This window comes from Engelhardtia mirabilis (genome assembly GCF_007748095.1).
Classification (GTDB): domain Bacteria; phylum Planctomycetota; class UBA1135; order UBA1135.
The window spans coordinates 2,649,846-2,674,706 of record NZ_CP036287.1 but is presented as its reverse complement, the minus strand read 5'-3'; the positions used below and the strand labels follow the sequence as shown (position 1 = coordinate 2,674,706).

The window sequence follows — 24,861 nt, the reverse complement described above, 5'->3', positions numbered from 1 at the left end:
GCGGGGCCACATGCCACCTCCCGGGGCGGATCGGCGCCGGGGACGGCCTATTCTCAGGGCCCGCCCGCCCGCACCTCCCCCACGACCCCGAGCGCTACCCCCGTGACCGCCGCATCGATCCTGGATCCCGTCCACCGCGCCGCCGGCGCCCGCTTCGCCGGCGAGGCCCCCGGCAGCCCCCTGTTGACCTACGGCGACGTGCCCGCGGAGTACAAGGCGGGGGTCGAGGGCTGCGCCCTGTTCGACGCGACCGGGCGCGGCGCCCTCGACATGGGCGGCGACGACCGGCTGGAGTTCTGCCACCGGATCCTCGCCAACACGGTGCGCGGGCTCGAGCCCGGTCAGGGCAATCGCCAGCTGCTCCTGTCGCCCAAGGGCAAGGTCCTCGCCGACTTCGAGCTGCGTTTCGAGGCCGATCGCTTTCGCCTCTCGACCGAGCCCGGCGCCGCGCCGGCCCTGGCCCAGGCCCTCGACATGTTCCTGTTCGCCGACAAGGTGGAGTTGACCGACGTGACTGGCGAACACACCCCGCTCGATTTGTGCGGTCCAAAGGCGGGTGAGGTGCTGAGCGCGGTCCTGGGCCCGCTGCCCGAAGTGAGCGACTACGGCTTCGCGAGCCTGGACCACGGCGGCATGCCGGTCGAGCTCTCGCGCGTCCCCGTCGCGGGCTCCTGGGGCTGGCGTGTCGACGCCGGTCCGGCCGGTACCGAAGCCCTCTGGCGCGCCCTGTGCGAAGCCGGCGCCCAGCCCGCCGGGATCGTCGCCCGCGACTGCCTGCGCGTGGAGGCCGGGGCGGCGATCTTCGGCGTCGACATCACCGACGACGTCTACCCCCAGGAGGCGCGCCTCGAGGAGGCCTTCGCCCTCGACAAGGGCTGCTACGTGGGCCAGGAGGTCGTGGCCAAGATCGACACCTACGGCGGGCTCAACAAGCGCCTGGTCGCCCTGGCCGTGAGCCACGACGACCCGGTGCCGCGCGGCGCCAAGCTGATCGCCTGGGACGACAAGCTCGAGAAGGACCGCGAGCTGGGCATCGTGACTTCCTGGGCCTACTCGTTCGTGCTCGACACGGGGCTGGTGCTCGCCTACGTCAAACGCCGCCACCAGGCCGTGGGCACCGAGTTCAAGCTCGACGGCGCCGAGGGCACGGCGCGCGTCGTGGCCCTCCCCCAACGCGCCGGCGCGCGTCCGATCACCGGCGAGTTCGAGTAGTCAGCGAGACTGCGCTACATCGAGCGGACGGGCTCTGAGCGCGCGTCCGCGCGGCCCTACGTCGCGGGCTGGAGCGGAGCGCCCGAGAGGTCACCAGGAGTCGATGAAGTCCTGCATCCCATGGAACCTGGCATCGCTGGCCTCGGCTCTACGCTCCGTGGCCTCCTTGAAGAACCCATAACGCTCCGAGTCGAGGGCGACGGTCATGACCCATCCGCGCAGCTGACTCGATCTCGTGTGAAAGATGCGCCCGCCGCGGTTGGTGCTGTGGGCTTCAACGGCACCGGGTAGGTGCAGGTACGGCGACAGGACGTAGTCACCGCCTGACATGGCCACGTCGATTGCAGCATTGCTCGCCACCGCCTCGGCGCGCGCGGCGCCGCGAAGCTCATCGTTGTAGACCTCGGCAGCGGCCTCGAACTCGGGCAGCGGGATCTCCTTCCCGCGCAGGTTCAGGAGCAAGTCCCGTGCGAGCTGCTCGACCGAAGCACCCTCGGTCCAATTGACGATGTCGTCAATGAACCCATCAATCCGCTCTTCCGATCGCCGGCTTCGATCCGCGAGTTCCGGGAGCACGGCGTCGATCGGCTCGAGCGCGGGGAGACCGTCGACGTCGATCCCGTTCCTCTCCAACTCGGCGATGTAGGCTTCACCGTCAGATCGACCGGAAAGGAAGTCGCGTGCCGTGCGCTGGTCGACTGCAGGCGTCTCGAGCACAGCCACCTGCTGGCGTACGGGGTCTTGGTCGAGCTCATTGCCATCGCTCGGCGCGGCGCTCGTCCGAGGACCGCTGGATGGGCGAGTGCTCAGATCGGTGTCGAGCGCCGGGCCACCGAGAATGGCGACGGCAACAAGGCCGCCTGCGAAAGCAGATCCCAGCACCGCCAGTACCGAGAGGAGCCGCCCCGACCAGCCGAGTTCAAAGGGACGCGTCGCCGACCGCCTCGACCGTTCACCATCCACTGTGTAGTGCTTCATCCGCTCCCTGTTGGTCACCCCCACGCGCATCGTCAGTCGTGGCTTCGACCGGACGTCCAAGAGGGCTCGAGGCTACCGGTTGCCGACCGGCGGTGGAATGCCCTCCCCCGCGAGGCCTCGAGCAGGTGCGTTCGGAAGCCAGCCAGCCCCTCAACCTGCGTCGTGGCCCAGAACTCGTGCTTGACCCTCAGGCTCCTGTGCAGCTTGCAGAGCTCGCCTCAGGAGCTACTCGACTCTGGACTCTCAACCAGCCGCTACATCGAGCGCGGGTGCACCGAGGTGACGCGACTCAGGAGGGCGGACATCCTTGGGAGGGTGAACCCGCCATGACCTGTCGCGCCTTCGATTCGATCGCCGTGTTCTGGGGCAGAGTATGAGCAATGCCACGGCTCGGATCACCTAGCTGGTGTTTCGTCGAGTACGACGACCATGGGACCTCATGAGGAGTCCGCGGAGAAGTACGCCTGAGTTCGATCAGCGCAGCAGTTGCTCGAGTCTCTTGTCTCGGCCACGGAATCGTGGCCAGCGGCGCGGACGCCAATGAGCTAGACACCTCTCAGCTCAATGATTCCGACATCGGGTGGAGCCCAGGTGCGGAAGGGAATGCTGATGCCGCCCAGGCCACGGGAGACATAGAGGTGTGTCTCGCCGACTCGGTGGAGGCCGTGGGGATAGCGCCGGCCCGCGCGGCCTGGGACGAAGGGCGCCCCCCAGGGGGTCGCGATGTGACCTCCGTGGGTGTGCCCGCACAGGAGCAGGGCGAGCCCGGCGTCGGCGAGCAGATCCAGACCATCCGGGGAGTGGCAGACCCCCAACCGCAGCGCCGCGTCGCCGCAGTGCGCCACGGCGGCGTTCGGGTCGGGGACTCCCCACTGCGGCTCGTCGAGTCCGACGAAGGCGACCTCTTCGTGGGGCGCTGGAAGTCGCCGCGATCGGTTCGTGAGCAGCTCGGCCCCGCCCCGCTCCAGAGCGCGTTCGATCGCGCGGAAGTCGCTCCAGAGGTCGTGGTTCCCGAGAATCGCGAGCTTGACGGGAGCGGTGAGGTTGCCGACGCGCCGCTCCAGCTCCGCCAATCGCGCGTCGGTCGCACTCAGGAAGAGGTAGTCGCCGCCCAGGACGACGACGTCGGGGGTCGCACGCTCGACGAGTTCGAAAGCGTTGTCGAGGAGCGCGGGCGGCGTCGTCGGACCGATGTGGATGTCCGACAGGAACGCCACCAGGAGGCGGGGGGAGCCGGGCGGGAGTAGGCCCAGCTCGTGACGCACGACCTGCACCCGGGTCGAGCCCGGCCAGAGCCCCCACAGGCGGGCCATCCAGCTACCCGAGTGCACGACGGACAGCGCCGACTCGAGGAGCCCGCGCCCGCGCGGCGCGCGCCCGCGCTTCAGTTGCTCGTCGACTTGGGGCATGGGAGTGGGCGTTGGAGCGGCGTCATGTGCTCGATCGGTTGCCGGCAGAGCTCCGCCGCTCGACGAACGGATCGAGCATCTCCACTCCAGGCTGCAGGTCCATGATGACTGGCGTGAGACTGAATCTGACCGAGGGCGTCGCAGAAGCTAGGCCGCGTCGAGCCCTCAGGTCCATCAGCCGCTCCCTCGGACTGTAGTGAACCCGGCTCACGCCTCGCTCAGGGCTCGATCGCGGGGTGGAGGTCAAAGCCAGCGTTCCGCTGGATCGGCCGTGCAGTCCCAGCGCTCGCGCCTCACAACCCGCCCACGAATTGACCGAGCCTCTCGAAAGCCACTTCGAGCGTGGCTGCGCTGAGTTCCACCTGCTTCGCCATCGCCTCGAATTCGATCTGCCAGATCGCCGGGGGCGCGGGGATGGGCACGCTCAGCTCATGCGTCGCTCTCCTCGCGAAGGTCTCGGCCACGGCGGCGGCTACTTCGGCTTGTACGAGGTCGCCCCGTTCGATGAGCAGCACGAGGTCGACCAGATCCTTCGAGCGTGAGTTCACGCGCCCTGTCCACGGGAACGTGTAGGCATGCAGCTTCTCCGCGAACTGCTGCGGCTTCGGCACCGCGAGTACGGTCACCGGTTCGATCCCTGCGAATGCCAGCAGGTTGTCGCCGTGAAGCTGCTCTGCCGCCCCACCGGTCGGATCACCCAGGCCAGCATCGATCTGGAAGCGGCCGAAGGAGCGGCCGGCCAGGACGACGTCGACGGGGAACGTGGCCCCACCGAGGGGCGCCCCCGGCAGTGCGCGTGTCGACCCGCCGATTCGGAACTCGAAGTGATCACCGAGGTCAAACTCCGCGGCCTCCTGGAGCGCATCGCGGATCTCGTCGATCCCTGTGGCGTTCGAGTCCGCCTCGACTGTGCGAATCGTGAGGTCCAGATCTCGCGTCGTTCGTGCGCGAGGCCGATAGCGCAGTTCCATCGCGAACCCGCCCTTGAGACGCCACGGCGGATCGGGATCCATGAAGAGTCGGGCGAGCAGGCGCTCGATCAGGAGCCGGAGCTGGAGATCCTGGATCGCCTGACCCCGTTCCGCGGCGACGTTCCGCAGCCGCGCGAGGAGTGCCGCTCGGAACGCAACCGGGTCGTCGTACTGCTTGGTCATGACGGTTCAGTCGATCGCGATCAGGGCCTCCTCGAGCCGCTCCAGATCGGCGCTGCCGGCGACCACAGCTCGTATCGCACGCCTACGAACCAGCCCGCGATCGAGGGCGTCCTCGACGGCCAGGCCGAGCTGCGCACTAGAGATCTCGCGGGTCCGTGCAATGTCGACGAGCGTGCGCAGTGGCGTCGTCACGGCGAACCCCGTCCACTGCGACCGGTCGTCCGATCCGACGACACCGCGGTGCAGGACGCAGTTGCTTGGAGGCTGCTTGCGAAAGCTCGTGGGGACAGTCAGATGGACCTTGCCCGGCAGGATTTGACTGAGCTCGTGGAGCGACAACGCCGACTCGTGCGACACGACCGCCTGCGGGAGGTCGTCGCGGCCTCGGCTCCAGAGGGACAGCTGGATCAGGTCGTCGTGACTGTCGAGCGGGATCGTCGGAAGGCGGAAGAGCCCCCGCCCAACGCGCTCGAAGTTGCCGGCAGCGACGTGGTAGCTGACGTGCTGACGCGAATAGCCAGCTGCGGTCGCCTGCTTGGCAGTGAAGTAGCCACCTTGATCGGCAGCGGTGCTGGCCAGGGCGCGTCGGGCCTGTTGAGTATCTCGGTAGTTCATGCACGCATGTCCAAATATTTTGGACAATCATGCAGAGCGAGACTGGGCGGAGCAAGGAGCTGCGGGGGGCTCTGCCGACCCCCATGCACCCGTCCAGGGGTCTTGGCACCTCTGGAGGGCGAGTGGATCCGCGGCCCCATCGCTACTGCGGCCCTTCGCCGGGGCGGGCTCCTCGGACCCCAAGGGGACAACCGTCGCCCGCCCGGGAGACTTGCGGGTTGCTTCGTCCTCCAGCTGCGCGACGAGCTCGAAGACCGGCACCCGCGCCAGGTGGCGCCGGATCCGCGGTGTGCCGCTGGGGCGGAAGACCTCGATCAAGCCCCGTTGCCGACCGTCCGGGCCGAGCTCGAGTCCATGGCGCGAAGTCTCCCAAGCGACGATTGTGGCGGACTGGGACAGCGGCGCGCCCGGGATCGCGAGGTGCCGCCCGCCGGGGAGGATGATCGAGTCGTCCTCGATCCCGAGGACAGGGGTCGGTCGATCGAGGGTCTCGACGATCTCGTGCCGACGGGTCATTCGGTACTTCCAGTACGCGCCGGTCGCGACGTACCGCGTGAGGGCGAGTCCTGGGGGCGCAGCAGCGACCTTCGCGAGGCGCGCGAGGGTCGACCTCATGTCGAGCGGGCCGAACGCGCGCGGTCCGGCTCGACTCGCTGGGACGCTCGACCTCGGGCGGCCTTCCGGTCGGGGGCGGGTTCCCTCCAGGTCGCGAGCGGCCCGGTCGAGACGGATGCGCGCGACCGTCGCGCCGACTAGGCCCTCGGTCGGGCGTGGGAAGGCCACCGCTCGCAAGAGGGGCACAGCCCCGAGAATCGGGGGAGGACGGTCGAGGGGAGTCGGTTCAGTCGTTTCGTCGCGCGCCGAATTACAGCCCCGCCTTTCCCACGAGCAGCAATCCGCTGCGATGCTCAGCGGGCCTGACTCCCCACGCACCGGCGATTGACCCCAGTGTCGCGGTAACGACGGCCCGCCTGGCGACCAGGCCCCCTGCGATCCCTTCCCTTGCCCCCGAGGAATCACCATGACTCAGCGCCACGCCCCCACCCGACTCCTCCGCCTCACGGCCGCGCTGGCCGCGGTCGCGGTCCCCGCCTCCGGCCAGTCCCTCGACGAGGACGTGGCCCTGGTCGGCGCCACGCCGATCCCCCTGGGGGCCGAGCTCCAGGACGTGCCGCTTCTGACCGCGAGCCGCGGCAACTCGACGATCGTCCTGGGCAGCTCCTACTCCGCCCAGGGGCTCGATCGCCTGCCCTTCGTCACCTCCCTGGCCCCCGACGGGTCGGTCGAATGGAGCTGGGTCGCGACCGACTCGATCTACCTGGCAGCCGGGATGTTCGTCCCCGCCGAGGGGCAAGGAGTCTTCGCGTCGGCCCACAGCCTGGACGGCGACATCCGGATCGTGCGCATCGACGGGGGCACCCAGACCTGGTCGGTGGTGCTCGAGAACCCCTTCGGCTTCAACCCACTGCCCTACCAGCCGGTGCTGGACCTGACCGGCCCGCCGGACGGCTCGCGGGTCTTCTCCCTGCTCCAGCGCAACTCGCCCTCGAACCTGCTCGTCTCCCACGACCCGGCCACGGGCGCCTCGATCTGGGCCCGTGAGCTGCCCGGCGACGCCTCGCCCGTGGCGTTTGCCAGCGACGTGTCGGGCACGCGCCTGGCGGTCCTGCTCGAGGGCGTCGGCCCCCTGGCCAACGACCGCGTGCTCGGGATCGACGGCGCGACCGGCAACGTCCTGTTCACGCGCAACCTGGCGCCGATCCTCGACCAGGCCGTGACCCAGGCGATCTGCATGTCGCCCGACGGCTCGCGCGTCTTCGTCGGCTCGCGCCCGACCAACGGGTTCGCCGAGAACCTCGTCAGCCTGGCCATGGCCGACGGCTCGGTCCAGTGGGTCGCGGAGCTGCCCAATGCCGTGCGGCGCCTGGCCTACGACCCGGTCGGGCCGGACCTGATCGCGGTCACCCAAGACATGGACCAGGGGATCCTGGCACCCCTGGAGCTGCACGCGGTGCGTCCAACCCTGGGAGTGGTCCAGTGGTCCGTCCCGGCGGGGCCGCCCGCGCGCAACGGCGGCTTCCTGCACCTGCGCGTGGAGCCCGTCAGCCAGCTCGGCGCGGTCCACTACGACTCCACCTCCACCCCCGGCTTCGTCGCCGGAGACGACTCCACGGTCCACGTGTTCAGCACCGTCGACGGCGCCGCCGGATGGACGCAGACGGTTGCGAGCGACGTCGACTACATCGGCATCGCCGGGGCCGAGTTCGTCGACCTCGCGGGGACGCCTCTGGTGGTCGCGGCGCGGGCGATGAGCTCGATTCAGGACGACAGCGCGGACCTCGGTGTGCGCAGTTGGACCGCCGACGCGGGCCAGTCGGTCTGGGCCAACGTCCAGGCCTTCGACGCCGTGGTTCCGCGGGCGGAGGCGTTGATCGCGCCGGAGGGCTCGCCGCGGTCCTTTGCCTCAGTGATCGGCTCCAACGCCGAGCGCACCGTGGCCGCCATCGACCTCGCCAGCGGGGTCCTCGCGTGGCAGGTCCCGTTGGGCTTCAACCCTTTTGACTTCGTGAACTTCGGCGCGGGCACGCCCCTCGCCGCCACCGACGACGGCTCGACGGTCTTCCTGGTGCGCGACGGTCAGTCGACCTTCGTACCCAGCCAGCTCGCGGCCCTCGACGGCGCCACCGGTCAGTCCCTGTGGACCATCGATCTGCCCGGCATGGGTCAGCCCCGCGACCTGGCCGTCGTCGAGGAGCCAGGCCTGACGCCGATGACCGTCGGCCTCTTCGACCAGAATCCGTCCGCCACCGACACGGCGATCGTGGCCACCGACTTCGGGGGGAACATCCTTTGGACGGAGGGCTGGCCCGTCGGCAGCTTCGACACCTGGTTCGCCTCGGCCCTCGCCGTCGACAGGCCGGGGGGGCGCGTGTCGACGTTGGTCAGCGCGCAGATCCCGATCGACGAGTTCCGCGTGGTGGTCCGCGACCTCTCCAGCGGCGCCCTGATCGCAGCCCATCTGCTCACGGACTCGGACTTCGCCCCCGGGGTCGAGCTGGGCAATCCGATCCCCATGGACCTGACCCTCGGCGGCGACGGCGCGGACACCTACGTCCTGGGCAAGTACCTGGGGACCACCCAGACGCCCGCCCACGTGGTGCTCGCGCGCATCGACAGCGTGACCGGCGCGCCGGCCTGGGGCGTGGCCATCGATCCCTTCCCCACGGGCTTCTACAACTTCGGTGAGCTGGTGCTCGACGAGGGCCGCGGCACCCTCGCGGCGGTGGTCGAGGCGCCGCAGAGCCAAGCGGCGCCGCGCGTCCTGGCCTCGGGCTTCGACCTCGCGACCGGCACCGCGACCTGGCAGCGAGTACTGGGCGACGCGGCCGACCCCCGGGCCCTGCTCGACACGACCCCCGGCGCCGGCGGAGCGATCCTCTACTTGAGTCTCCAGCGCACTGACGGCCAGGCCGAGGTCCAGGCCCTCGACACCGCGAGCGGCGTGACCCTCTGGACCGCGCTGCTCGACGGCGGCTCCGAGGGCGACCGCGCCCGCAACCTCGCCGTCCACGGTGGCGAGGTCCTGGCCCTGCTCGACGCGACGAAGATCGTGCCGAGCGGAACGGCGACGGTCGTGCGCCTCGATCCCGACGACCTGGTCGGCGGACCCGCGGAGGTCTCCCTCGCGTCGCCCTCGAACGTTGTGTTGGGGCTCGACAGGCCGCAGAGCTCGGCCGCTGCGCCGTACCTGGTGCTGGGCAGCGCCACGGGCACGAGTCCGGGCATCGCGCTCGGCGGGCTGGTCTTGCCGCTCGAGGTCGACGCCTACCTGCTCGCGATGCTGACGGGTCCGAACCAGGCGCCCTTCGTCGGCACTCTCGGCCTCCTGGATGCCGAGGGCGACGCCTGGGCCCGGATCGACGTTCCGACGGGGCTCGACCCGAGCCTCGCGGGCCTGGTGTTACACCACGCCTTCGTCGAGCTGGACTCGGGCTTCGCGCCGGTCTTCACCAGCGAGGCGGTGTCGGTGACCTTGGTTCCGTAGCGCGCGCTCGGTCCGCCGAGGCAGTCCCGGGCAGGCGCCGTCACTTGCGGCGTCGGCCCGGTCTGCGTTCGGCCTCGGCGTTGAGTGGATCCTCGGGCCAGGAATGCTTCGGATAGCGGCGCTTCAGCTCGCGGCGCACGTCGAAGTAGGTCTTGGCCCAGAAGGACTCCAGGTCGTCGGTGACCTGTTGGGGCCGTCCGTTGGGCGCGAGCAACTGCATGACCACGGGCACGCGCCCGCCGCCCACGCGCGGGGTCGCGCGCAGGCCGAATAGCTCCTGGATGCGCGCGGCGAGTTGGGGCGCACGGCCGGGCTCGTAGTTGACCTTCAGGCGGCTGCCGCTGGGCACGGCGATGCGTTCAGGGGCGTCGCGATCGAGGGCGGCGAGTTGTTGGCCGGTGAGGCGCGCGCTCGCCAGGGCCAGGCGCGGCGAGCGGCGCAGGTCGGCGAAGCTGCGGCGGCCAGGCACGAGGTCCGGCAAGAGCCCCCGCCAGAAGTCCTCGTCGATCAGCGGCAGCTCCAGCTCCGGTCGCCACAGGGCCAGGCAGGCGACCCGCGCGGCGAAGCTCGTCAGTTCCTCGTCGGCCAGGTCCAGGGCGCGCGGCACGTCGAGGGCGGCGGCGGTGACCAGCGCCGCTTCGAGGGCCGCGATGTCCTCCACCGGCCGCTCGTCGGCGCCGAGCACGAAGTCGCCGAAGACCCGCTCGACGGTGGCCACCACCCGGTCGCGGGCGGGGTCGTAGGCCACGCTCACGCGGCGCTCGATGCGGTCCTCGTCGAGCCACTCGGGGTCGAAGGCGCTGGCGCGAGCGACCAGGGGCTCGCGCCCGGGCCCGGCGCGGGTCTGCAAGAGCTCGACGCACACGAAGAAGGGCGAGTCGGTCACGCGGCTCTCGGCGCCGAGCTCCACGCCGATGCCGCCGGCCATCAGCGCGCGGGGCTCGCCCGCGCGGCGACGGCGGGCCAGGCGATCGGGGTAGGCGGCGGCCACGGCGCGCAGGAAGCCCTCGTCGGGGTCGTCGCCTCGCGACAGCTTGCCGCCGACCTTCGGCCAACGCAGGCGCTCGAGCTGCGCCGCGGCGCGCAGCACCTGCCGCGCCCCGCCGCGATCGAGGTGGCGATCGGGCCGCGTCGTCCCCTCGAGCGCGCGCACGTCCTCGAGCAGGTCGGAGTCGACCGCGTCGCGCACGCGGCCGCGCTCCTCGCGGCCCAGGCGCCGGAAGGGATCGCGCTCGGCGAGCAGGGCCACCGCCACCGCGCCGTGGCGGCGCAGGCCGCGGCGGTCGGCCTCGATCAAGAGTGCGCCCAAACGCGGGGCCAGGGGCAGGCTCGCGAGGGCGCGTCCCAGGTCGGTCAGGCCGCCCGCTCGGGTCGCGCCCAGGCGCGCCAGCAGCTCGAGGGCGCGCTCGAGGGCCAGGGGCGCGGGCGCCTCGAACCAGCCGAAGGCGGCGGGGTCCTGCTCGCCCTGTTCGATCAGCTGCAACACCGTCGCCGACAGGTCCAAGCGCGCGACTTCGGGCGCCTCGAACTCGGCCATCGAGCGCTCCTCGGCGGGACTCCACAGGCGCAGGGCCTCGCCGGGGCCCGTGCGCCCGGCGCGGCCCGCGCGCTGCTCGGCACTCGCGCGGGAGATGCGGCCCAGCTCCAGGCGATCGACGCCCACGCCCGCATCGTGCCGCATGGTGCGCGACAGGCCGGTGTCGACCACGCGGCGCACGTCGGGGATCGTGATCGAGCTCTCGGCCACGTTCGTGGCCAGGATCAGCTTGGGCCGCTCGCTGCGCTCGAACACGGCGTCCTGGGCACCGGCCGCGAGGTCGCCGTGCAGCTCGAGCACGGTGTGCGCGCGCCCGATCGGCGTGCCCTCGAGGCGCCGCGCGCAGGCGGCGATCTCGCCGCGACCGGGCAGGAACACGAGGGTCGCGCCGCCGTCCGGCGCGGGGCCGACCTGTTCCAGCGCCCCGAACACGCGCTCCTCGAGCCACTCGTCGGGACGCACCGGGCGATGGCTGACGCGCACCTCGAAGCTGCGCCCCTCGCTCTCGACCAGGGCCGCCGGATGGCCGTCGGCGCCGCGCAGGAACTCGCGCAGGGGCACGGGATCGAGGGTCGCCGAGGTCACCACCAGGGCCAGCTCCGGCCGCACCTCCGCGCGCACACGCCGGGCCAGGGCCAGCCCCAGATCGGTCGCCAGGCGCCGTTCGTGGAACTCGTCGAAGACCACCGCGCCGACGCCCTCGAGGAACGGATCCTCGCGCAGCTTGCGGAGCAGGACCCCGTCGGTCATGGCGATCAATCGCGTGCGCGGACCGACCTGGCGGTCGAAGCGCACCTCGTAGCCGACCTCCTCACCCACGCGCCCGCCGCGCTCGTCCGCGATGCGCCGGGCCGCGGCGCGAGCAGCGATGCGCCGCGGCACCACCAACCACACCGGACCGAGCCCCGCGTCGAGCAGGGCCGGCGGAACCCGCGTGGTCTTGCCGGAACCGGTCGGGGCGCGCAGCACGGCCGCGCGCCCGCCACGCAGCACCTCGACCAGCTCGGCCAGGACCGCGTCGACCGGGAGCGGCTCAGTCCTCGTCACTCGCGAGGGGCACGAACTGCGCCGGTGCCCCTTCGGTGCTGGAGAGTCGAATGTCAACCTCGATCTCGCCCAACAGCATCGGCATCGAGCCGTGGATCACGAGCGGAATGCCGGTCCGATTCTCCATCCACAGGACGATCTCGCCGCGCAGGCCGAAGGGCCCTTCGAACTTGCCGGAGCCGCTGGATTCCTCGTCGTCGGTGGACGCCGCCTCACGATCGGCCTCCGAGATAGGCGGCAGGCCCATGTCTTCCTTCGCGACCTCGTGGGTGATCAGGTCCACACGCCGGGCCTCGAAGCGACCGGCGCCGGTCTCGACGACCTCGAGCTCACCGAAGCGCGCCTCGACGTTCCAGATGCGCTGGTTGTCGAGCATGTGGAAGATCAGGTTGCGCTCGCCGCGGGCCAAGGCATGGCGCACCAGGTACACGGCACCCAAGGTGTCGACCGCATCGGCCGGCACCGAGAACTCGTCCGCCGGACGCCAGATGCGCGTGCCCTGGGGCGCGCCGGTCTTGGTGTCCGAGCGGTAGCTGGCCATCCAGGCGTCACCCTTGACCCCGGTCAGGATCTCGCGCCGGCGCTTCTCCGTCCCCTCGTGACGGTAGCTGTGGATCATGCGCGGCCACGCGTCGTGCTGGAAGCGCGTATGGATCGTCGCGTCCATCACGTACAGGGAGTAGTCGCCGTAGGCGTGGGCCTTGACCCAACCCACCTCGGCCCCGCCCGCGCTGCGATTGCCGAGCAGCGACGGGCGCTTGAGCTCGACACCCGACGACAGCTCGACCGTGCCCGCGTTGATGTTGATCAAGGCGGTCTCGACCCGCACGTCGTAGTGCAGTACTTCGTTGCGGGGGATCGACAGCGGCGCAGACTCCGCCCCGCGATCAATGACGAAGCCGTCGGCGGTGGCTTGGTCGTCGCCGAGAGCGCTGGCCGGGACCCCGAACAGCAGAGCGCCGAACAGCAGCGCCGCCTCGAGCGGGTTCAGGGATTGCACGGCGCTGGCAGTGGTGCGTTGCATCTTCATCTGTTTCGACCTTCGAGCTACGCGTCCGAGTCTTTCCGATCGGTGTCGGCGGGGCTCGTGGTGTGGTTCCCGCTGACCCGCCCCTTGTCCGAGAGGGCCGCCGCGTCGTCGCAGCCGCGCAGCCGATTACGCCGTGCGGCCAGGCGACGGCTGGCTTCGGCCACGGCTACCCGCGAGGGCGGACGCCCGAGTTCGCGCGCCAGGGCCAGGAGCTCGGTGGCCACCGCGTCGACGCGGGCCTGGATCTCGACCACCGGCTCCCGCCGCCCCTCGAGGTGGAACAGGGCGCCGCGGATCAGTGCGCCGGCGTTGACCATGAAATCGGGCACGAACAGGATCCCCCGAGCGTGCAGGCGATCGCCGTGGGCCGCGCTGGCGAGCACGTTGTTCGCCCCGCCGCAGACCACCCGCGCCCGCAGACGCACCAAAGTCAGGTCGTGTACGAGGCCGCCGAGGGCGTTGGGACTGAAGACGTCGCAGGGCACGTCCAGCTCGTCGCCGGGGGCCACGGTCTCGATGCCCAGCTCGGTGACCGCGACCTGGGCGGTGCGCTCGTCGATGTCGGCGCCGACGACCCTGGCGCCCTGCTCGACCAGGCGCCGGGCCAGGCGCAGACCGACCGACCCCAGGCCCTGGATCACGACGGAGCGTCGGGACCAGTCCTCCTCGCCGTCCAAGTGCCGCAGGCCGGCGGCGATGCCGGCGAAGACCCCGGCGGCGGTGGACTCGGCCAGCTCCTGGGGCCCCTCGGGGCCCGGGTCGGTGGCGTAGCGGGTCTCGGCGGCCAGCCAGGCCAGCTCGCGCTCGCCGGTGTTCACGTCCGGACCGGTGTAGTAGCGGCCGCCCATGCGCTCGATCACCCGCCCCAGGTGGCGGTAGGCCGACTCGGGGTCCAGGCCGCCGTGGTCGAGCACCACCGTCTTGGCGCCGCCGGCGGGCAGCCCGGCCAGGACGCACTTCCAGGTCATGGCGCGCGCCAGGCGCAGGCAGTCCAAGGCGGCCGAGGCCTCGCTGGCGTAGTTCCAACGCCGGATGCCGCCGAAGGCCGGGCCCGCGGAGGTGTCGTGCAGGGCCACCACGGCCCGCAGGCCGGAGCGCCGGTCCTGGACCGCGACGACCTCTTCGAAGTCCTCGCGGGCCATGGCATCTAGCAGTCGGATGGACATGGGGCAGCCCGCGAGCATAGCCTCGCGACCCTGGCTCCCCAGCGGCGCCGGTTGGGAAGATCCGCGCTCGAGCGTCGTCCCAGGGCCAATCTGCCCGCCGCCCTCTCCGCCCCCTTCCGCCGATGCTGCGATCCTCCGACCACTCCGACGTCCCCCGCGCCGACTCCACCAGCAGTGGCAACGCCGGTCCGCGCGACTCCGCCGCTCGACCGCTGGCAGTCCTTGCCGCGAGGTTGGGCCGAGGATTGCTGATGCCGACGGTCCTGGCGACGGCCGTGGTCGGCTGCTCTTCCACCGGCGACCAGTACAGCGAGCACGAACGCGACCTGGCCAACAGCGACCTGGGCCGGATTCCGAACGCTGAGGTGATCATCTCCAGCGACCAGCCCATCGGGCAGTTTCTGGCGGCGATCGACGTGCGGATCCAGTTGTGGATGACCCTCAAGGCCAGCGGCAAGGCCAAGGACGACCGGCGCCGCGAGAGCCTGGAGGCCGAGATCCAACGCTTCGTCTCCGTGCGCGCGGACGAGCTGGTCTTCGAACTCGAGTCCGGGCCCCTGCGCAACCGCTGGATCGCCGCCGCCGGGCTGGGCTTCGCCCGGGACGAGGAGGTGCTGGGTCCGCTCCTGGCGGCCCTCGGCGACTCCAACCGCGACGTTGTCGGCCAGGCCCTGTTCGGACTGGGCATCCGCGCCGACGCCGACACCCCCCTCGACCCGCTGCTCGAGGAGCTGCGCTCGGCGTTCGAGGGCTACGTGCGGGTCAACGCCGCCTACGCGATCTATCGCGTGGCGCGGGCCGGCGGGCGCGACGCCGACGTGGGGCCGGCTCTGCGCCGGGCGCTGCTCGACTCCGAAGCCCCGGTGCGGGTCCAGGCCGCGCGCACCCTGGGCGTGATCGTGGACAGCGATGCCGTGGACGACCTCGGCGGCCTGCTCAGCGATCCCGTCGACATGGTCTTCTTGTCGGCCCTCGACGCCCTCTCGGCCCTGGCCGTGGGCGACATCTCGCTCGAGGGCCCGGTCGCCCGCGAGCTGGTCACCGCCCTCGACGAGGCCCCCACCACCCGCCGCGAGTTCCTGCGCCGCGAAGCCGCCAAGCTCGCGCGAAACGACTACGGCGGCGACATGAAGTACTGGCGCCGCTGGGCGTTCGGATTGCCGTAGCGACCCGTCGCGGACCGACGCGCGTCACATCCGGCGCCGGGGCGGATAGCATCGGGGCGTGCGACCGCTCAGCTCCCAGAAGGCCTCTCGCTTCACCGAGTCCGTGATCCGCGAGATGTCGCGGGTCTGCCGCGCGGAGGGCGGGGTCAACCTGGCCCAGGGCTTTCCGGACTTCGCGGCGCCTGCGCCCATGAAGGCGGCGGCCAGCCGCGCGATCGAGGCCGACATCAACCAGTACGCGGTAACCTGGGGCGCGCCGCGCCTGCGGGAGGCGATCGCGCGGCGCACGGCGGCCTACAACGGGATCCCGACCGACGCGGAGACCGACGTCACGGTCTGCTGCGGCGCGACCGAGGCCATGATCGCCGCGCTGCTCGCCACCGTCGACCCGGGTGACGAGGTGATCGTCTTCGAGCCCTTCTACGAGAACTACGGGCCCGACTGCGTGCTGGCCGGGGCGGCGCCGCGCTTCGTGTCCCTGCGCGCGCCGGACTGGAGCTTCGATCCCGCGGAGCTGGCGGCGGCCTTCGGTCCGCGCACCCGCGCGATCATCGTCAACACGCCCCACAACCCCACCGGCAAGGTCCTGAGCCGTGCCGAGCTGGAGCTGATCGCGGGGCTGTGCGTCGAGCACGACGTGCTGGCGATCACCGACGAGATCTACGAGTACATCCTCTACGACGGCCGCGAGCACGTCTCGCTCGCGACCCTGCCGGGCATGGCCGAGCGCACGGTCACGATCAGCGGCCTCTCCAAGACCTGGAGCGCCACCGGTTGGCGCATCGGCTGGTGCGTGGCCCAGCCGGAGCTGACGGCGCCGATCCGCAAGGTGCACGACTTCCTGACCGTGGGGGCCGCCGCGCCGCTGCAAGAGGCGGCCGCGGACGCCCTGGGCTTCGGGGACGAGTACTTTGCGCGGCTCGCGGTCGACTACACGGCGCGCCGGGACGCGCTGGTGAGCGTGCTCGAGGAGGTGGGCTTCGAAGTCTTCGCGCCGGGCGGTGCCTACTACGCGATGGTCGACATCCGCCGCCACACGGAGCTGGACGACGTGGCCTTCGCGATGGAGCTCGTGCGGGGCGGCGGCGTGGCGACGGTGCCCGGCTCGAGCTTCTTCGCCGACCCGCGCGACGGTCGGCACCTGATCCGCTTCTGCTTCGCCAAGCGCAGTGAAACCCTCGAGAGCGCGGCGACGATCCTGCGCGAGCGTCTGGGATGAGGGGTCGAAGGTCCCACGGTCGCGGAGCGCTGTCGGTAGCGGCGTCATTCCTCGCCATTGCCGGTTCGGCCTGCGGGAACAAGGAGCCGCAGCCGGCGGCTCCGCGCGGCAATCCCCACGCGGCACCGACAGTCACGCCGAACGCGGTGGCGCCGGCCGTCGCGACACAGAGCGCCGACCCCCTCGCCCCCCAGTCCCTGGCACCGATCGCCGGACTGCGCGGAATGAGCGTGGTCTCGGACCTGACCTTCGACTCCGCGCCCCAATGGCCCCATCGACTCACGGCCACTTGGATGTTCCCCGACCGTGCTCGCTTCGAGCTGGCGTTGGTCGGCGGACGGCCGGCCGATCGATCCAACGAGTTCCACCTGGGTCCGCGCCTGTTCGCCCAGGCTGACGCGAACTCGGAGTCGGTCGAGCTCGAGGGCGAGTCGCGCGCCAGCACCCTCGGTATGTTCGAGCTGCGACGCGCCCTGTTCCTGTGGCCCCAGGGTTTCGACTGGGTGGCCGAGGGCGCGTTGCGGCGCTGTGACCTGTTCCTCGAGCCCGCGGGGGATCCGATCGGGTCCCTCGTCGCGACCCTCGACGACGACGGCTGGCCGCGCAGCATGTCGGTCCGAAGCGCCGACGGCTCGGTGAACGCGACCCTGACCGTGGGCGCTTGGGCTTCCACCGACGGCCGCGAACACCCCACGGAGCTGCGCCTCGAGATGGCCGGCCAAGCGGTGTGGACCGAGCGCGTCGCCGAGGTCGCGCTCAACGTGAACTTCCGGGACGACTACTTCCTGCCGGTGGACCGGATCGCGGGCGACGGGGTCGGTGGCGAAGTGCGGGTGGGCGAGATCACCGCGCTGGTGGTCCGCGCCATCCCCCTCGCGCGCGAGCGGCGCGAATGGTCTGCCGCCCTCGAGGACGAGGCGCGGTTGCGCGGCGAGGTTGCCGCCGAGTTGGCGGGTAGCGGCCGGATCCTGCGCCCCACGCGGCTGATGCAGGTCGACGGGCAGGGTCGGCCGACGGCGGTGCTCTTGGCGCTGGAAGAGTTCCCCGCCGGTCCACTGCCGACGGGCTGGGAGGCCCGACCAGCTGGGAGAGCGGCCCGCCTGTGGTTCGAGCGACTCGATCGCATCGGCGCGCCCGACGTCGCACGCCTGGCGGCTCAGGTCCCTGCGGGAGGCGACCCTCCGCCGCCCTACGTTCGGATCGGCGCCGAGGGCGGCCCTTCGACCCTGGTGCAGCCGCTGAACGGGGTCCAATGAAGGGGTACTGGCGTCCTCCAGGGGAGTCCCGGCGGGTGTCCTCTCGAGGGGACGACGGCGGCGGCGACCCCTCTCGACGGGCACCAGGTTGCCCCCCCGGCTTGGCACGCTGTTTGTGACAACAGGGTGACCCCAGAGGAAAACCCCATGCGACGACTCCAAGCAAGTGTCTGGTTCCTGTTGACCCTCCTGACCGTCGGTGGCTTCGGCCCCGGCGCCGACGCAGCCCAGCGCGGGTCGCGCCCGTCGCAGGGAGGTCCGGCGCCGAGTCGGCCGGCGCCGAGCCCGGCGCCACAGAGTCGGCCCGCGCCGGCGCCCGCTCCGCAGAGTCGGCCGGCGCCCAGTCGCCCGACACCCGCGCCGACGGGTTCGACCTCGCGCACCAACTACGGCAGCTCGTCCAGCCGTTCCTCGAGCCCGGCGCCGGTCACCTCGTCGTCCAGCTACGGCAGCTCGTCGAGCTCGCGCGACGCCTCGACCCCGCGCGTGATCCGGCTCAGCCCCTCGGAGGCCAGCGACGCGGGCTACCTGGTCTCGCCCTCGGCCGAGCGCGCCCCGGCTCCGGCTTCGTCGCGCGTCGACGAGGCTCCCTCGGCCGTCGATCTGCGTAGCTCAGCTTCCAGCTCTGGATCGTCGGCACCCGCGGCCGTCTCCGCCGAGCGCGGCGCCGCGAGCTTCCCCCGGACGTCGTCGACTTCGAGCGAGGGCATGATCGTGATCGAGCCCTCGCAGCGACCCGTGCACGTGCCGGTGCCGGCCCCCTACCGCGGTTCGTCGCCGGTGGACGTTTCGCGCCCCGAGGCCCAGCGGGCCGTGGACCGCTACCGCGATGCGGTCGAGACCGGCGAGTGGGCGCGACTGCGGAGCAAGCTCGACGGTGGTTCCCCGCTGCGGCTGACGACCGCGCGCAATCTCGACCGACTGATGGAGCGCTACTCGCGGGTGCCCGCGGCCTCCGAATCCAGCGTGCGCGGCGGCTCCGGCCTCGACGATCGCTATTCGGCCCGGGCCTACCGCTACGCCTACGACCGCGGCCCCATCGATCGCCTCGAGCGGCCCGATGCCGAGCCGCCCGCGCGCGCGGCAGCTGAAGCCTCCCGCGAGCAGGCGGCGAGGATCCAGGATGCACGCGAGAAGACGGCGCGAGTGCAGGCCGCGCGCAGCAAGACGGCCCGCGTGCAGAACGCCCGCGAGGAGGCTAGCCTCGCCGAGTCCCAGGCCATTCGCCGGGATCAGGCTCGCGCGATTCCCGGGCAATCGCCGCTGCTCGCTCGGGAAGCGGACCCCCTGCGCCGCTTCGCCGAGCAGCGTGGCGAGGACACCTCGCGCATGGTCGACCGCGAGGCACCGTCGCGCCGCGCTCTGGCGGGCATGACGGCCCTGGCCGACGACAACCCGGCCGCGGCCCGCGAGTTGGCCGCCTCCGGCCTGGCGATCGCCCGCGCGACCCGCGCCTCCCTCTCCCTGGCCGCCGGCTCGGTGGCGGGTGCCGTCGCCGGCGCCGCGGTCGATCAAGCGGCAGCTGGCAGCGAGCCCCCCGGCTACAGCAGCTATCCCGACTACTACTGGGACGACTGTTGGTACTTCGACCTGGGGCTGTCCTTCTACTGGGGGCCGAACGGCTATGGGCCCTACGCCTACCTGGGCTATGGCGGCTACGCCAGCCCCTACGGCTACAGCTTCTGCCACCCCTACTGGTACAACCCCTACTGCAACTGGGGCTTTGGCTACTACGGCCATCCTTACGGCTACTCGTGGTGCCCGTCGATCTACTACTCGTCGGCTCTGTACCACAACTCCTACTACGGCGGCGCGTACTACAGCGGCGGCTACTACGGGGGCTACTACGGCGGCTACCAGTCCCAGCCTGTGGTGATCGTCGAGCAGCCGGCTGAGGTCGCCCCCACGATCGTGATCATCGAGCAGCCCGCGGCGGCGGCCCCGGCGGCGGCTCCCGCACCCGACGGCGGCCCCATCGGTCGCGGCAGCGTGCCGCTCTCGGTCTCGACCGCGGCGGACAGCTACCTGACCCTCGGTGACCGGGCCTTCCGCGAAGGGCGCTTCGCCGACGCGGTGCACTTCTACGCCAAGGCCACCGAGCTCGAGCCCGATGTCGCGGTCTTCTACCTTGTGCTCTCCGACGCCCTCTTCGCCACGGGCGACTACGGCTACGCCGCCTTCTCGATCCGCAAGGCCCTCGAGCTCGAACCCGAGCTGATCGAGAGCGAGGTCGACAAGCGCAACTTCTACAGCGATCCGCTCGAGTTCGACCGCCAGTTGGCGGTGCTCGAGCTGTACCTGGAAGACCACCCCGCCGACGACGAGGCTCGCCTGGTGCTGGCCGCCAACCTGCTCTTCTCCGGTGCTCCGGCCTCCGCCGTGGACCTGCTCGACAACGCGCTGGCGGTCGGTCTGGCCCAGGACCAGGCCGCGGGGGTGATCCTGGCCCGCTCGCAGACGCTGCAGTACGGCGGCTGAGCCGGACGACGGCTCGAGGCCGAAGTGGCGGGGCTGCCTCCGACGGGGGCGGCCCCGCCGGCGTTCGCGAAGCCCCTCGCAACTGCGACGTGGGTCCGGGCGCGTGGGGCGATATGCTCGCCCGGGTTCCCGAGGGACCGCGACCATGACCGACAAGGACGGATTCAAGAGCTTCAAGGATCTGCTGCGCTCGCGCGGCGGCGACGCCGAGACCGAGGGTGAGCACGCCGACGATCGCGGCTGGCACTTGGAGGAGCAGGGCGCGGAGGTCGACCCGTCCAAGTTGACCGAGGGTCCGGCGCCGGACTCCGACGCCCGGGATCGCATCTCGGCGCGGCCCAGCGCCTTCGGACCGATGGAGCACGGGCCCGCGGTCTACGCCGATCCGGACTCCGAGGAGATGCAGCTGCTGCACTCCTTCCGCGTGCGCACGATCTTCTTGCCCGACGTGACCGCCGAGGTCGCCGCCCTGCCCGCCGACCCGCCCCCGTCCGAGTACGCGGGCCGGGTCGACCTGCGCGAGCGCACGATCTTCACCATCGACGGCGACGACGCGAAGGACTACGACGACGCGATCGAGATGGTGCGCCTGGCCAACGGCAACCTGGAGTTGGGCGTGCACATCGCCGATGTGGCCCACTACGTGCGCCCGGGCACGGCCCTCGACGACGAGGCCCTGGCGCGCGGCACGTCGGTCTACCTGCCGGACCAGGTGGTGCCGATGCTGCCCGAGCAGCTCTCCAACGGCCTGTGCTCCCTGGTGCCCAAGCGCGACCGCTTCGCTTACTCCGTTTACATGGAGTTCGACAAGGACGGCGCCCGCGTCGCCAAGCGCGTGCACAAGAGTGTGATCCGCTCGGCCCACCGCAACACCTACCGCATCGTCCAGGAGCTCCTGGACGGGGTGCAGAGCGCGGAGACCGCGGAGATCGAGTTCCTGCGCCCCACCCTCGAGCTCTTGCAGAGCTGGACCAAGGAGCAGCAGCGCATCCGCGACGCCAAGGGCTCGCTGCGGATCCAGTCGACCGAGAAGAAGTTCGTCTTCGACGACGAGCACAACGTGAAGGCGATCGTCGACGCGCCTCGCTACTTCTCGATGGCGTTGATCGAGGAGACCGCCCTGGCCGCCAACCAGGCTGTCGGCGACCTGTTCCGCGAGCGCGGCCTGCCGACGATCTACCGCGTGCACCCGGAGAAGGACCAGGACGAGATCGACGCGGTGACCAAGATGCTGGACGACTTCGGCATCCGCGTGCCGAAGAAGGACCGCCTGACCGGACGCGACATCGGGCGGTTGATCCGCGCCGCGCGCCGCAAGCCCAACGCCGAGGCGTTGATCGGCCGCATCATGGGCCTGGTCGAGCGCGCCTACTACGAGGTGCGCGACCACGAGGACGTGGCCGAGCACTGGGGTCTGGCGCGCAAGGCGTACCTGCACTTCACCTCCCCCATTCGCCGCTACCCCGACCTGATCGTGCACCGCTGGCTGTGGGCCATCGAGAGCCGGGGCGCGGAGGCCGAGGAGGAGCTCAAGGCCGAGGCCTTCGTGGAGGACCTGAACGCCATGGCCGGACACGCCTCGATGCAGGCGGACGTGGCCGACATGTGCGAGACGGCCATGGACGACCTCAAGGTCTGCCAGTACATGGAGCCGCACATCGGCGAGAAGGTCGAGGCCAAGGTGCTGCGGGTCTCGCGGCCCGGGATGGACGTGCTGCTCACGGACTTCAACGTGCGCGGCTTCCTGCCGTCCAAGGCCATCGGCGACCGGGTCAGGCTGGAGGGCCCGACGATCACGATCAACCGCGGGCGGCGCGTGCTCTCGTTCACCGAGGGCCATGCGGTCGCGGTCAAGGTCGTCGACGTGGACTTCATCCGGTTGCAGGTGATGCTGGAGCTGGACGCCCGCTGAGCCGGCGCCGGCCGGCGTCGTCGGGCCGTCGACGGCCCGGGCGTCGGCGGCCCCAGGCGCCCGGGGTAGGATGGGCCGCGATGCTGCAGCGTTTCCCCCCCGCCGCTCTCGTCCTCGCCCTGCTCTCGACCGCCGCTTCCGCGGCCTGGCCCAGCCCTGCCGCCCCTACCCAGGGTGCGGTGGATCAGACCGCCGTGGTCTGGGAGGTGCTCCAGCCGACGCGCGTCACCTCGGTCAACGGTGTCGAGCACGAACTGCTCGAGGATCGCTCGATCCTGGCCGTCGGCGAGTTCGCCGCCCGCGACACGGTGGTGGTCGACTTCGAGCTCGAGCTGCCCGGCATCAGCGCCGTGCGAGTCGAGGCCCTGCGCGACGAACGCCTGCCGGCCGGCGGGCCGGGACTGGGCGACGGGGGCCTGTTCAAGCTGGCCGAGGTGCGCGTCGGGGTCTCGAGCAGCACCCGTAGCCGCACGACCCAACCCGTCCCGATCATCGCCGCCGTGGGCACGCCGGACGACCTCGCAGGCCCCGCCCGCCACGCGGCCGACTCCAACGTCGCCACGGCCTGGGGGCCCAGCAGGACCGTCGAGCGCGACCTCGAGGGGGTCTTCTTCCTGGGCGCACCCTTGGCCGACAAGGGTCGAGGGATCCTGCGGGTGGAGCTCGACCAGAACCACGCCGACAACCGCTGCCTGGGGCGCTTTCGCATCTCCGTCACCCGCGATCCCCAGGCAGGCGTGCGCCTGGGCGCCATGGGCGACGAGGTCGACGCCGAGCTGGCGGCGGCGGTCGACCAGGCCATCCGACGTGGCGTCGGGTCCCTGCTGCGCGGGCAACAGCTCGACGGGTCGTGGCGTTACCTCGAGGACTCCAACCGCACCGGCAGCACGGCCCTGGCGGTGTACACCCTGATCAAGTGCGGCGTGGGTCGCGACCATCCGAGCGTCGTGCGCGGGATCGAGTACGTGCTCGCCCATCCCGGCGACAACGTGTACGTGGCCTCGATCCAGATCATGGCCCTGGCCCTGTTCGATCCCGTGGGCAACCTGGGCCGGATCGACGAGCTGGCCGAGTACCTGGTCGAGACCGAGGTGCGCGGCTGGGCCTATCCGGTCACGCCGAGCGCCGAGGTGGACCTGTCGAACACCCAGTACGCCCTGCTCGCCCTGCGCACGGCGGCGGACCTCGGCGTCGAGATCCCGTCCAAGGTCTGGAAGAACGCCGCCAAGGCGACGCTGAAGCACCGCGAGCGCAGCAAGGGCTCGGACCCCGCCACGGGCTTCGGCTATCGCGTCGGGCATGATCCCACCGGGGCCATGACGGCCGCGGGCATCACGATCCTGGCCATCGCCGCCGAGCAGGTGGGCAAGAACACCGAGGAGTGGGAGCGTGCCGTCGAGGAGGGCGTGCTGTGGCTCGCGCGCGAGTTCTCGGTGACCCGCAACCCCAAGCCCGCCCGCGCCCCGGGCGCCGCCTACGACGACCAGGACCGCTGGTGGGGCTACTACCTCTACGGACTCGAGCGCGTCGCGGGCCTTTTGCACCTGGACCACATCGGTCCCCACGATTGGTACGCCCAGGGCGCGCGGATGCTGCTGGACCATCAGAACGAGTACGGCGTCTGGACCCCGCGCGCCTACGGCGACGACGGCCAGGAAGTCAGCGACTCGTGCTTCGCGCTGCTGTTCCTGAGCCGCGCGACCGGAGCCACCACCGGCGAGAGCTCGGGCGGCCGGCGCCCCACCGCGAGCTCGGGCGGCCCCGACGACGACGTGCAGGTGCGCGCCGCAGGCGACGCCCCCTGGCGTATCTGGATCCAGGGCTACTCCGAGGACGCACTGGACGAGGTCCAGTGGCCCGACGGCGGCGGACTGCGCGTGGCCGAGGTGCGCTGGGAACTCGTCGACAGCGCCGGGCAGGTGCTCGAGGTGCTCGAACGGGTGGACGGCGTGGCCGATCGCGACGCCCTCTTGGTGCGCTTCCCGGTCGAGCTGCGCTTCCGCGACCGCGGGGATCACCGCGTGCGTGTGACCGTCGAGGCCTTGCTCGCCGACGGCGAGCGGGTGGCGCTGCGCTCGAAGCCTGTGACGCTGCACACGGACTTCGTCGACCGACCCGAGCTGCTCGACTACGCGCGCGACTCGGGCGACAACCTCTTGGCCCGCGCCGAGCGAAGGACCCAGGTCTCCAGCGAGCTGGGCGGCCAATGGAACGCGAGCAAGGCCACCGACGGGCTCCAGGCCAAGGGCTGGATCAGCGCCGACGACGACTCGCGGCCCTCGATCAAGATCGAGCTCGAGGAGCCCGTGCGGGCGGACACCCTGCTCTTGAGCCGTGCCCACGAGCCCTGGTCGGCTGCACCCTGGCGCACGGGCCGCGTCGCCGCGGTGACGATCACGCTCAACGGCGACACGACCTTCGAAGTCGAACTGATCGACGACGACTGGACCAAGACCCAGGTCGACCTCGGGCGCCGCCGGCGCATCAAGGAGATCGAGATCCGCGTGCGCGAGGTGACCGGCGTGCACCCCGATCACCCGGACTACGCCGGGGTCGGCTTCGGCGAGATCGAGCTGCGGGATTCGAAGCCCTGAGCGCTCGGGGCCGCGCTCCGCACGGGCTCTTCACCGTGGGTTG

General features: G+C 71.4%; 15 protein-coding genes. 8 read left to right on the top strand and 7 right to left on the bottom strand.

Annotated elements, in window-relative coordinates:
- The first annotated feature begins 102 nt into the window (after window positions 1-102).
- A complete protein-coding gene (ygfZ, locus tag Pla133_RS09770; RefSeq protein WP_145064728.1) occupies window positions 103-1,212 on the top strand; it encodes a CAF17-like 4Fe-4S cluster assembly/insertion protein YgfZ in 1,110 nt (369 codons plus the stop codon).
- A gap of 90 nt (window positions 1,213-1,302) precedes the next feature.
- On the opposite strand, the gene Pla133_RS09765 is transcribed toward ygfZ, so the two are convergent.
- The 4 genes from Pla133_RS09765 to Pla133_RS09750 all read right to left on the bottom strand — a co-directional run bounded on the left by Pla133_RS09765 (window position 1,303) and on the right by Pla133_RS09750 (window position 5,368).
- Window positions 1,303-2,190, bottom strand: a complete 888-nt coding sequence (locus Pla133_RS09765) for a hypothetical protein (RefSeq protein ID WP_145064727.1) — start codon at window positions 2,188-2,190, stop codon at window positions 1,303-1,305.
- Between the two features lie 545 nt (window positions 2,191-2,735).
- Window positions 2,736-3,599, bottom strand: coding sequence for a metallophosphoesterase (locus Pla133_RS09760; protein WP_145064726.1), 864 nt, complete (start codon window positions 3,597-3,599; stop codon window positions 2,736-2,738).
- Between the two features lie 293 nt (window positions 3,600-3,892).
- Window positions 3,893-4,753: a nucleotidyl transferase AbiEii/AbiGii toxin family protein gene (locus Pla133_RS09755; protein ID WP_145064725.1), complete on the bottom strand. Its 861-nt coding sequence runs from the start codon at window positions 4,751-4,753 to the stop codon at window positions 3,893-3,895.
- 6 nt (window positions 4,754-4,759) lie between these two features.
- Window positions 4,760-5,368 carry a type IV toxin-antitoxin system AbiEi family antitoxin domain-containing protein gene (locus tag Pla133_RS09750; RefSeq protein WP_145064724.1) on the bottom strand — a complete coding sequence of 203 codons (609 nt, stop codon included), beginning with the start codon at window positions 5,366-5,368 and terminating at the stop codon, window positions 4,760-4,762.
- Between the two features lie 1,021 nt (window positions 5,369-6,389).
- On the opposite strand from Pla133_RS09750, the gene Pla133_RS09745 reads away from it, so the two are divergent.
- Window positions 6,390-9,413, top strand: coding sequence for an outer membrane protein assembly factor BamB family protein (locus Pla133_RS09745; RefSeq protein ID WP_145064723.1), 3,024 nt, complete (start codon window positions 6,390-6,392; stop codon window positions 9,411-9,413).
- Between the two features lie 40 nt (window positions 9,414-9,453).
- On the opposite strand, the gene hrpB is transcribed toward Pla133_RS09745, so the two are convergent.
- The 3 genes from hrpB to Pla133_RS09730 are packed head-to-tail and all read right to left on the bottom strand — an operon-like array spanning window position 9,454 to window position 14,193.
- The gene (gene hrpB, locus Pla133_RS09740; protein ID WP_419192307.1) at window positions 9,454-11,997 is read right to left on the bottom strand and encodes an ATP-dependent helicase HrpB; all 2,544 of its coding nucleotides are present in this window, start codon (window positions 11,995-11,997) and stop codon (window positions 9,454-9,456) included.
- Window positions 11,984-13,027, bottom strand: coding sequence for a DUF3108 domain-containing protein (locus Pla133_RS09735; RefSeq protein WP_145064721.1), 1,044 nt, complete (start codon window positions 13,025-13,027; stop codon window positions 11,984-11,986). The genes hrpB and Pla133_RS09735 overlap by 14 nt, the downstream gene beginning before the upstream one ends.
- Before the next feature lie 17 nt (window positions 13,028-13,044).
- On the bottom strand, window positions 13,045-14,193 hold the full coding sequence (locus tag Pla133_RS09730; protein WP_419192306.1) for a Glu/Leu/Phe/Val dehydrogenase dimerization domain-containing protein: 1,149 nt from the start codon (window positions 14,191-14,193) through the stop codon (window positions 13,045-13,047).
- Between the two features lie 122 nt (window positions 14,194-14,315).
- On the opposite strand from Pla133_RS09730, the gene Pla133_RS09725 reads away from it, so the two are divergent.
- From Pla133_RS09725 to Pla133_RS09695, 6 genes are all read left to right on the top strand, one after another.
- Window positions 14,316-15,359 (top strand): HEAT repeat domain-containing protein, encoded by a 1,044-nt coding sequence (locus Pla133_RS09725; protein ID WP_145064719.1) that lies wholly within the window; start codon window positions 14,316-14,318, stop codon window positions 15,357-15,359.
- 115 nt (window positions 15,360-15,474) lie between these two features.
- Entirely contained in the window at window positions 15,475-16,578 is a 1,104-nt protein-coding gene (locus Pla133_RS09720) for an aminotransferase class I/II-fold pyridoxal phosphate-dependent enzyme (RefSeq protein ID WP_145070818.1), read from the top strand.
- 224 nt (window positions 16,579-16,802) lie between these two features.
- On the top strand, window positions 16,803-17,834 hold the full coding sequence (locus Pla133_RS09715; RefSeq protein WP_145168341.1) for a hypothetical protein: 1,032 nt from the start codon (window positions 16,803-16,805) through the stop codon (window positions 17,832-17,834).
- A gap of 147 nt (window positions 17,835-17,981) precedes the next feature.
- Entirely contained in the window at window positions 17,982-20,312 is a 2,331-nt protein-coding gene (locus Pla133_RS09705) for a hypothetical protein (protein WP_419192304.1), read from the top strand.
- Window positions 20,313-20,457: 145 nt separating this feature from the next.
- Entirely contained in the window at window positions 20,458-22,224 is a 1,767-nt protein-coding gene (locus tag Pla133_RS09700) for an RNB domain-containing ribonuclease (RefSeq protein WP_145064716.1), read from the top strand.
- Between the two features lie 80 nt (window positions 22,225-22,304).
- Entirely contained in the window at window positions 22,305-24,818 is a 2,514-nt protein-coding gene (locus Pla133_RS09695; RefSeq protein WP_145064715.1) for a hypothetical protein, read from the top strand.
- Window positions 24,819-24,861: the final 43 nt, after the last annotated feature.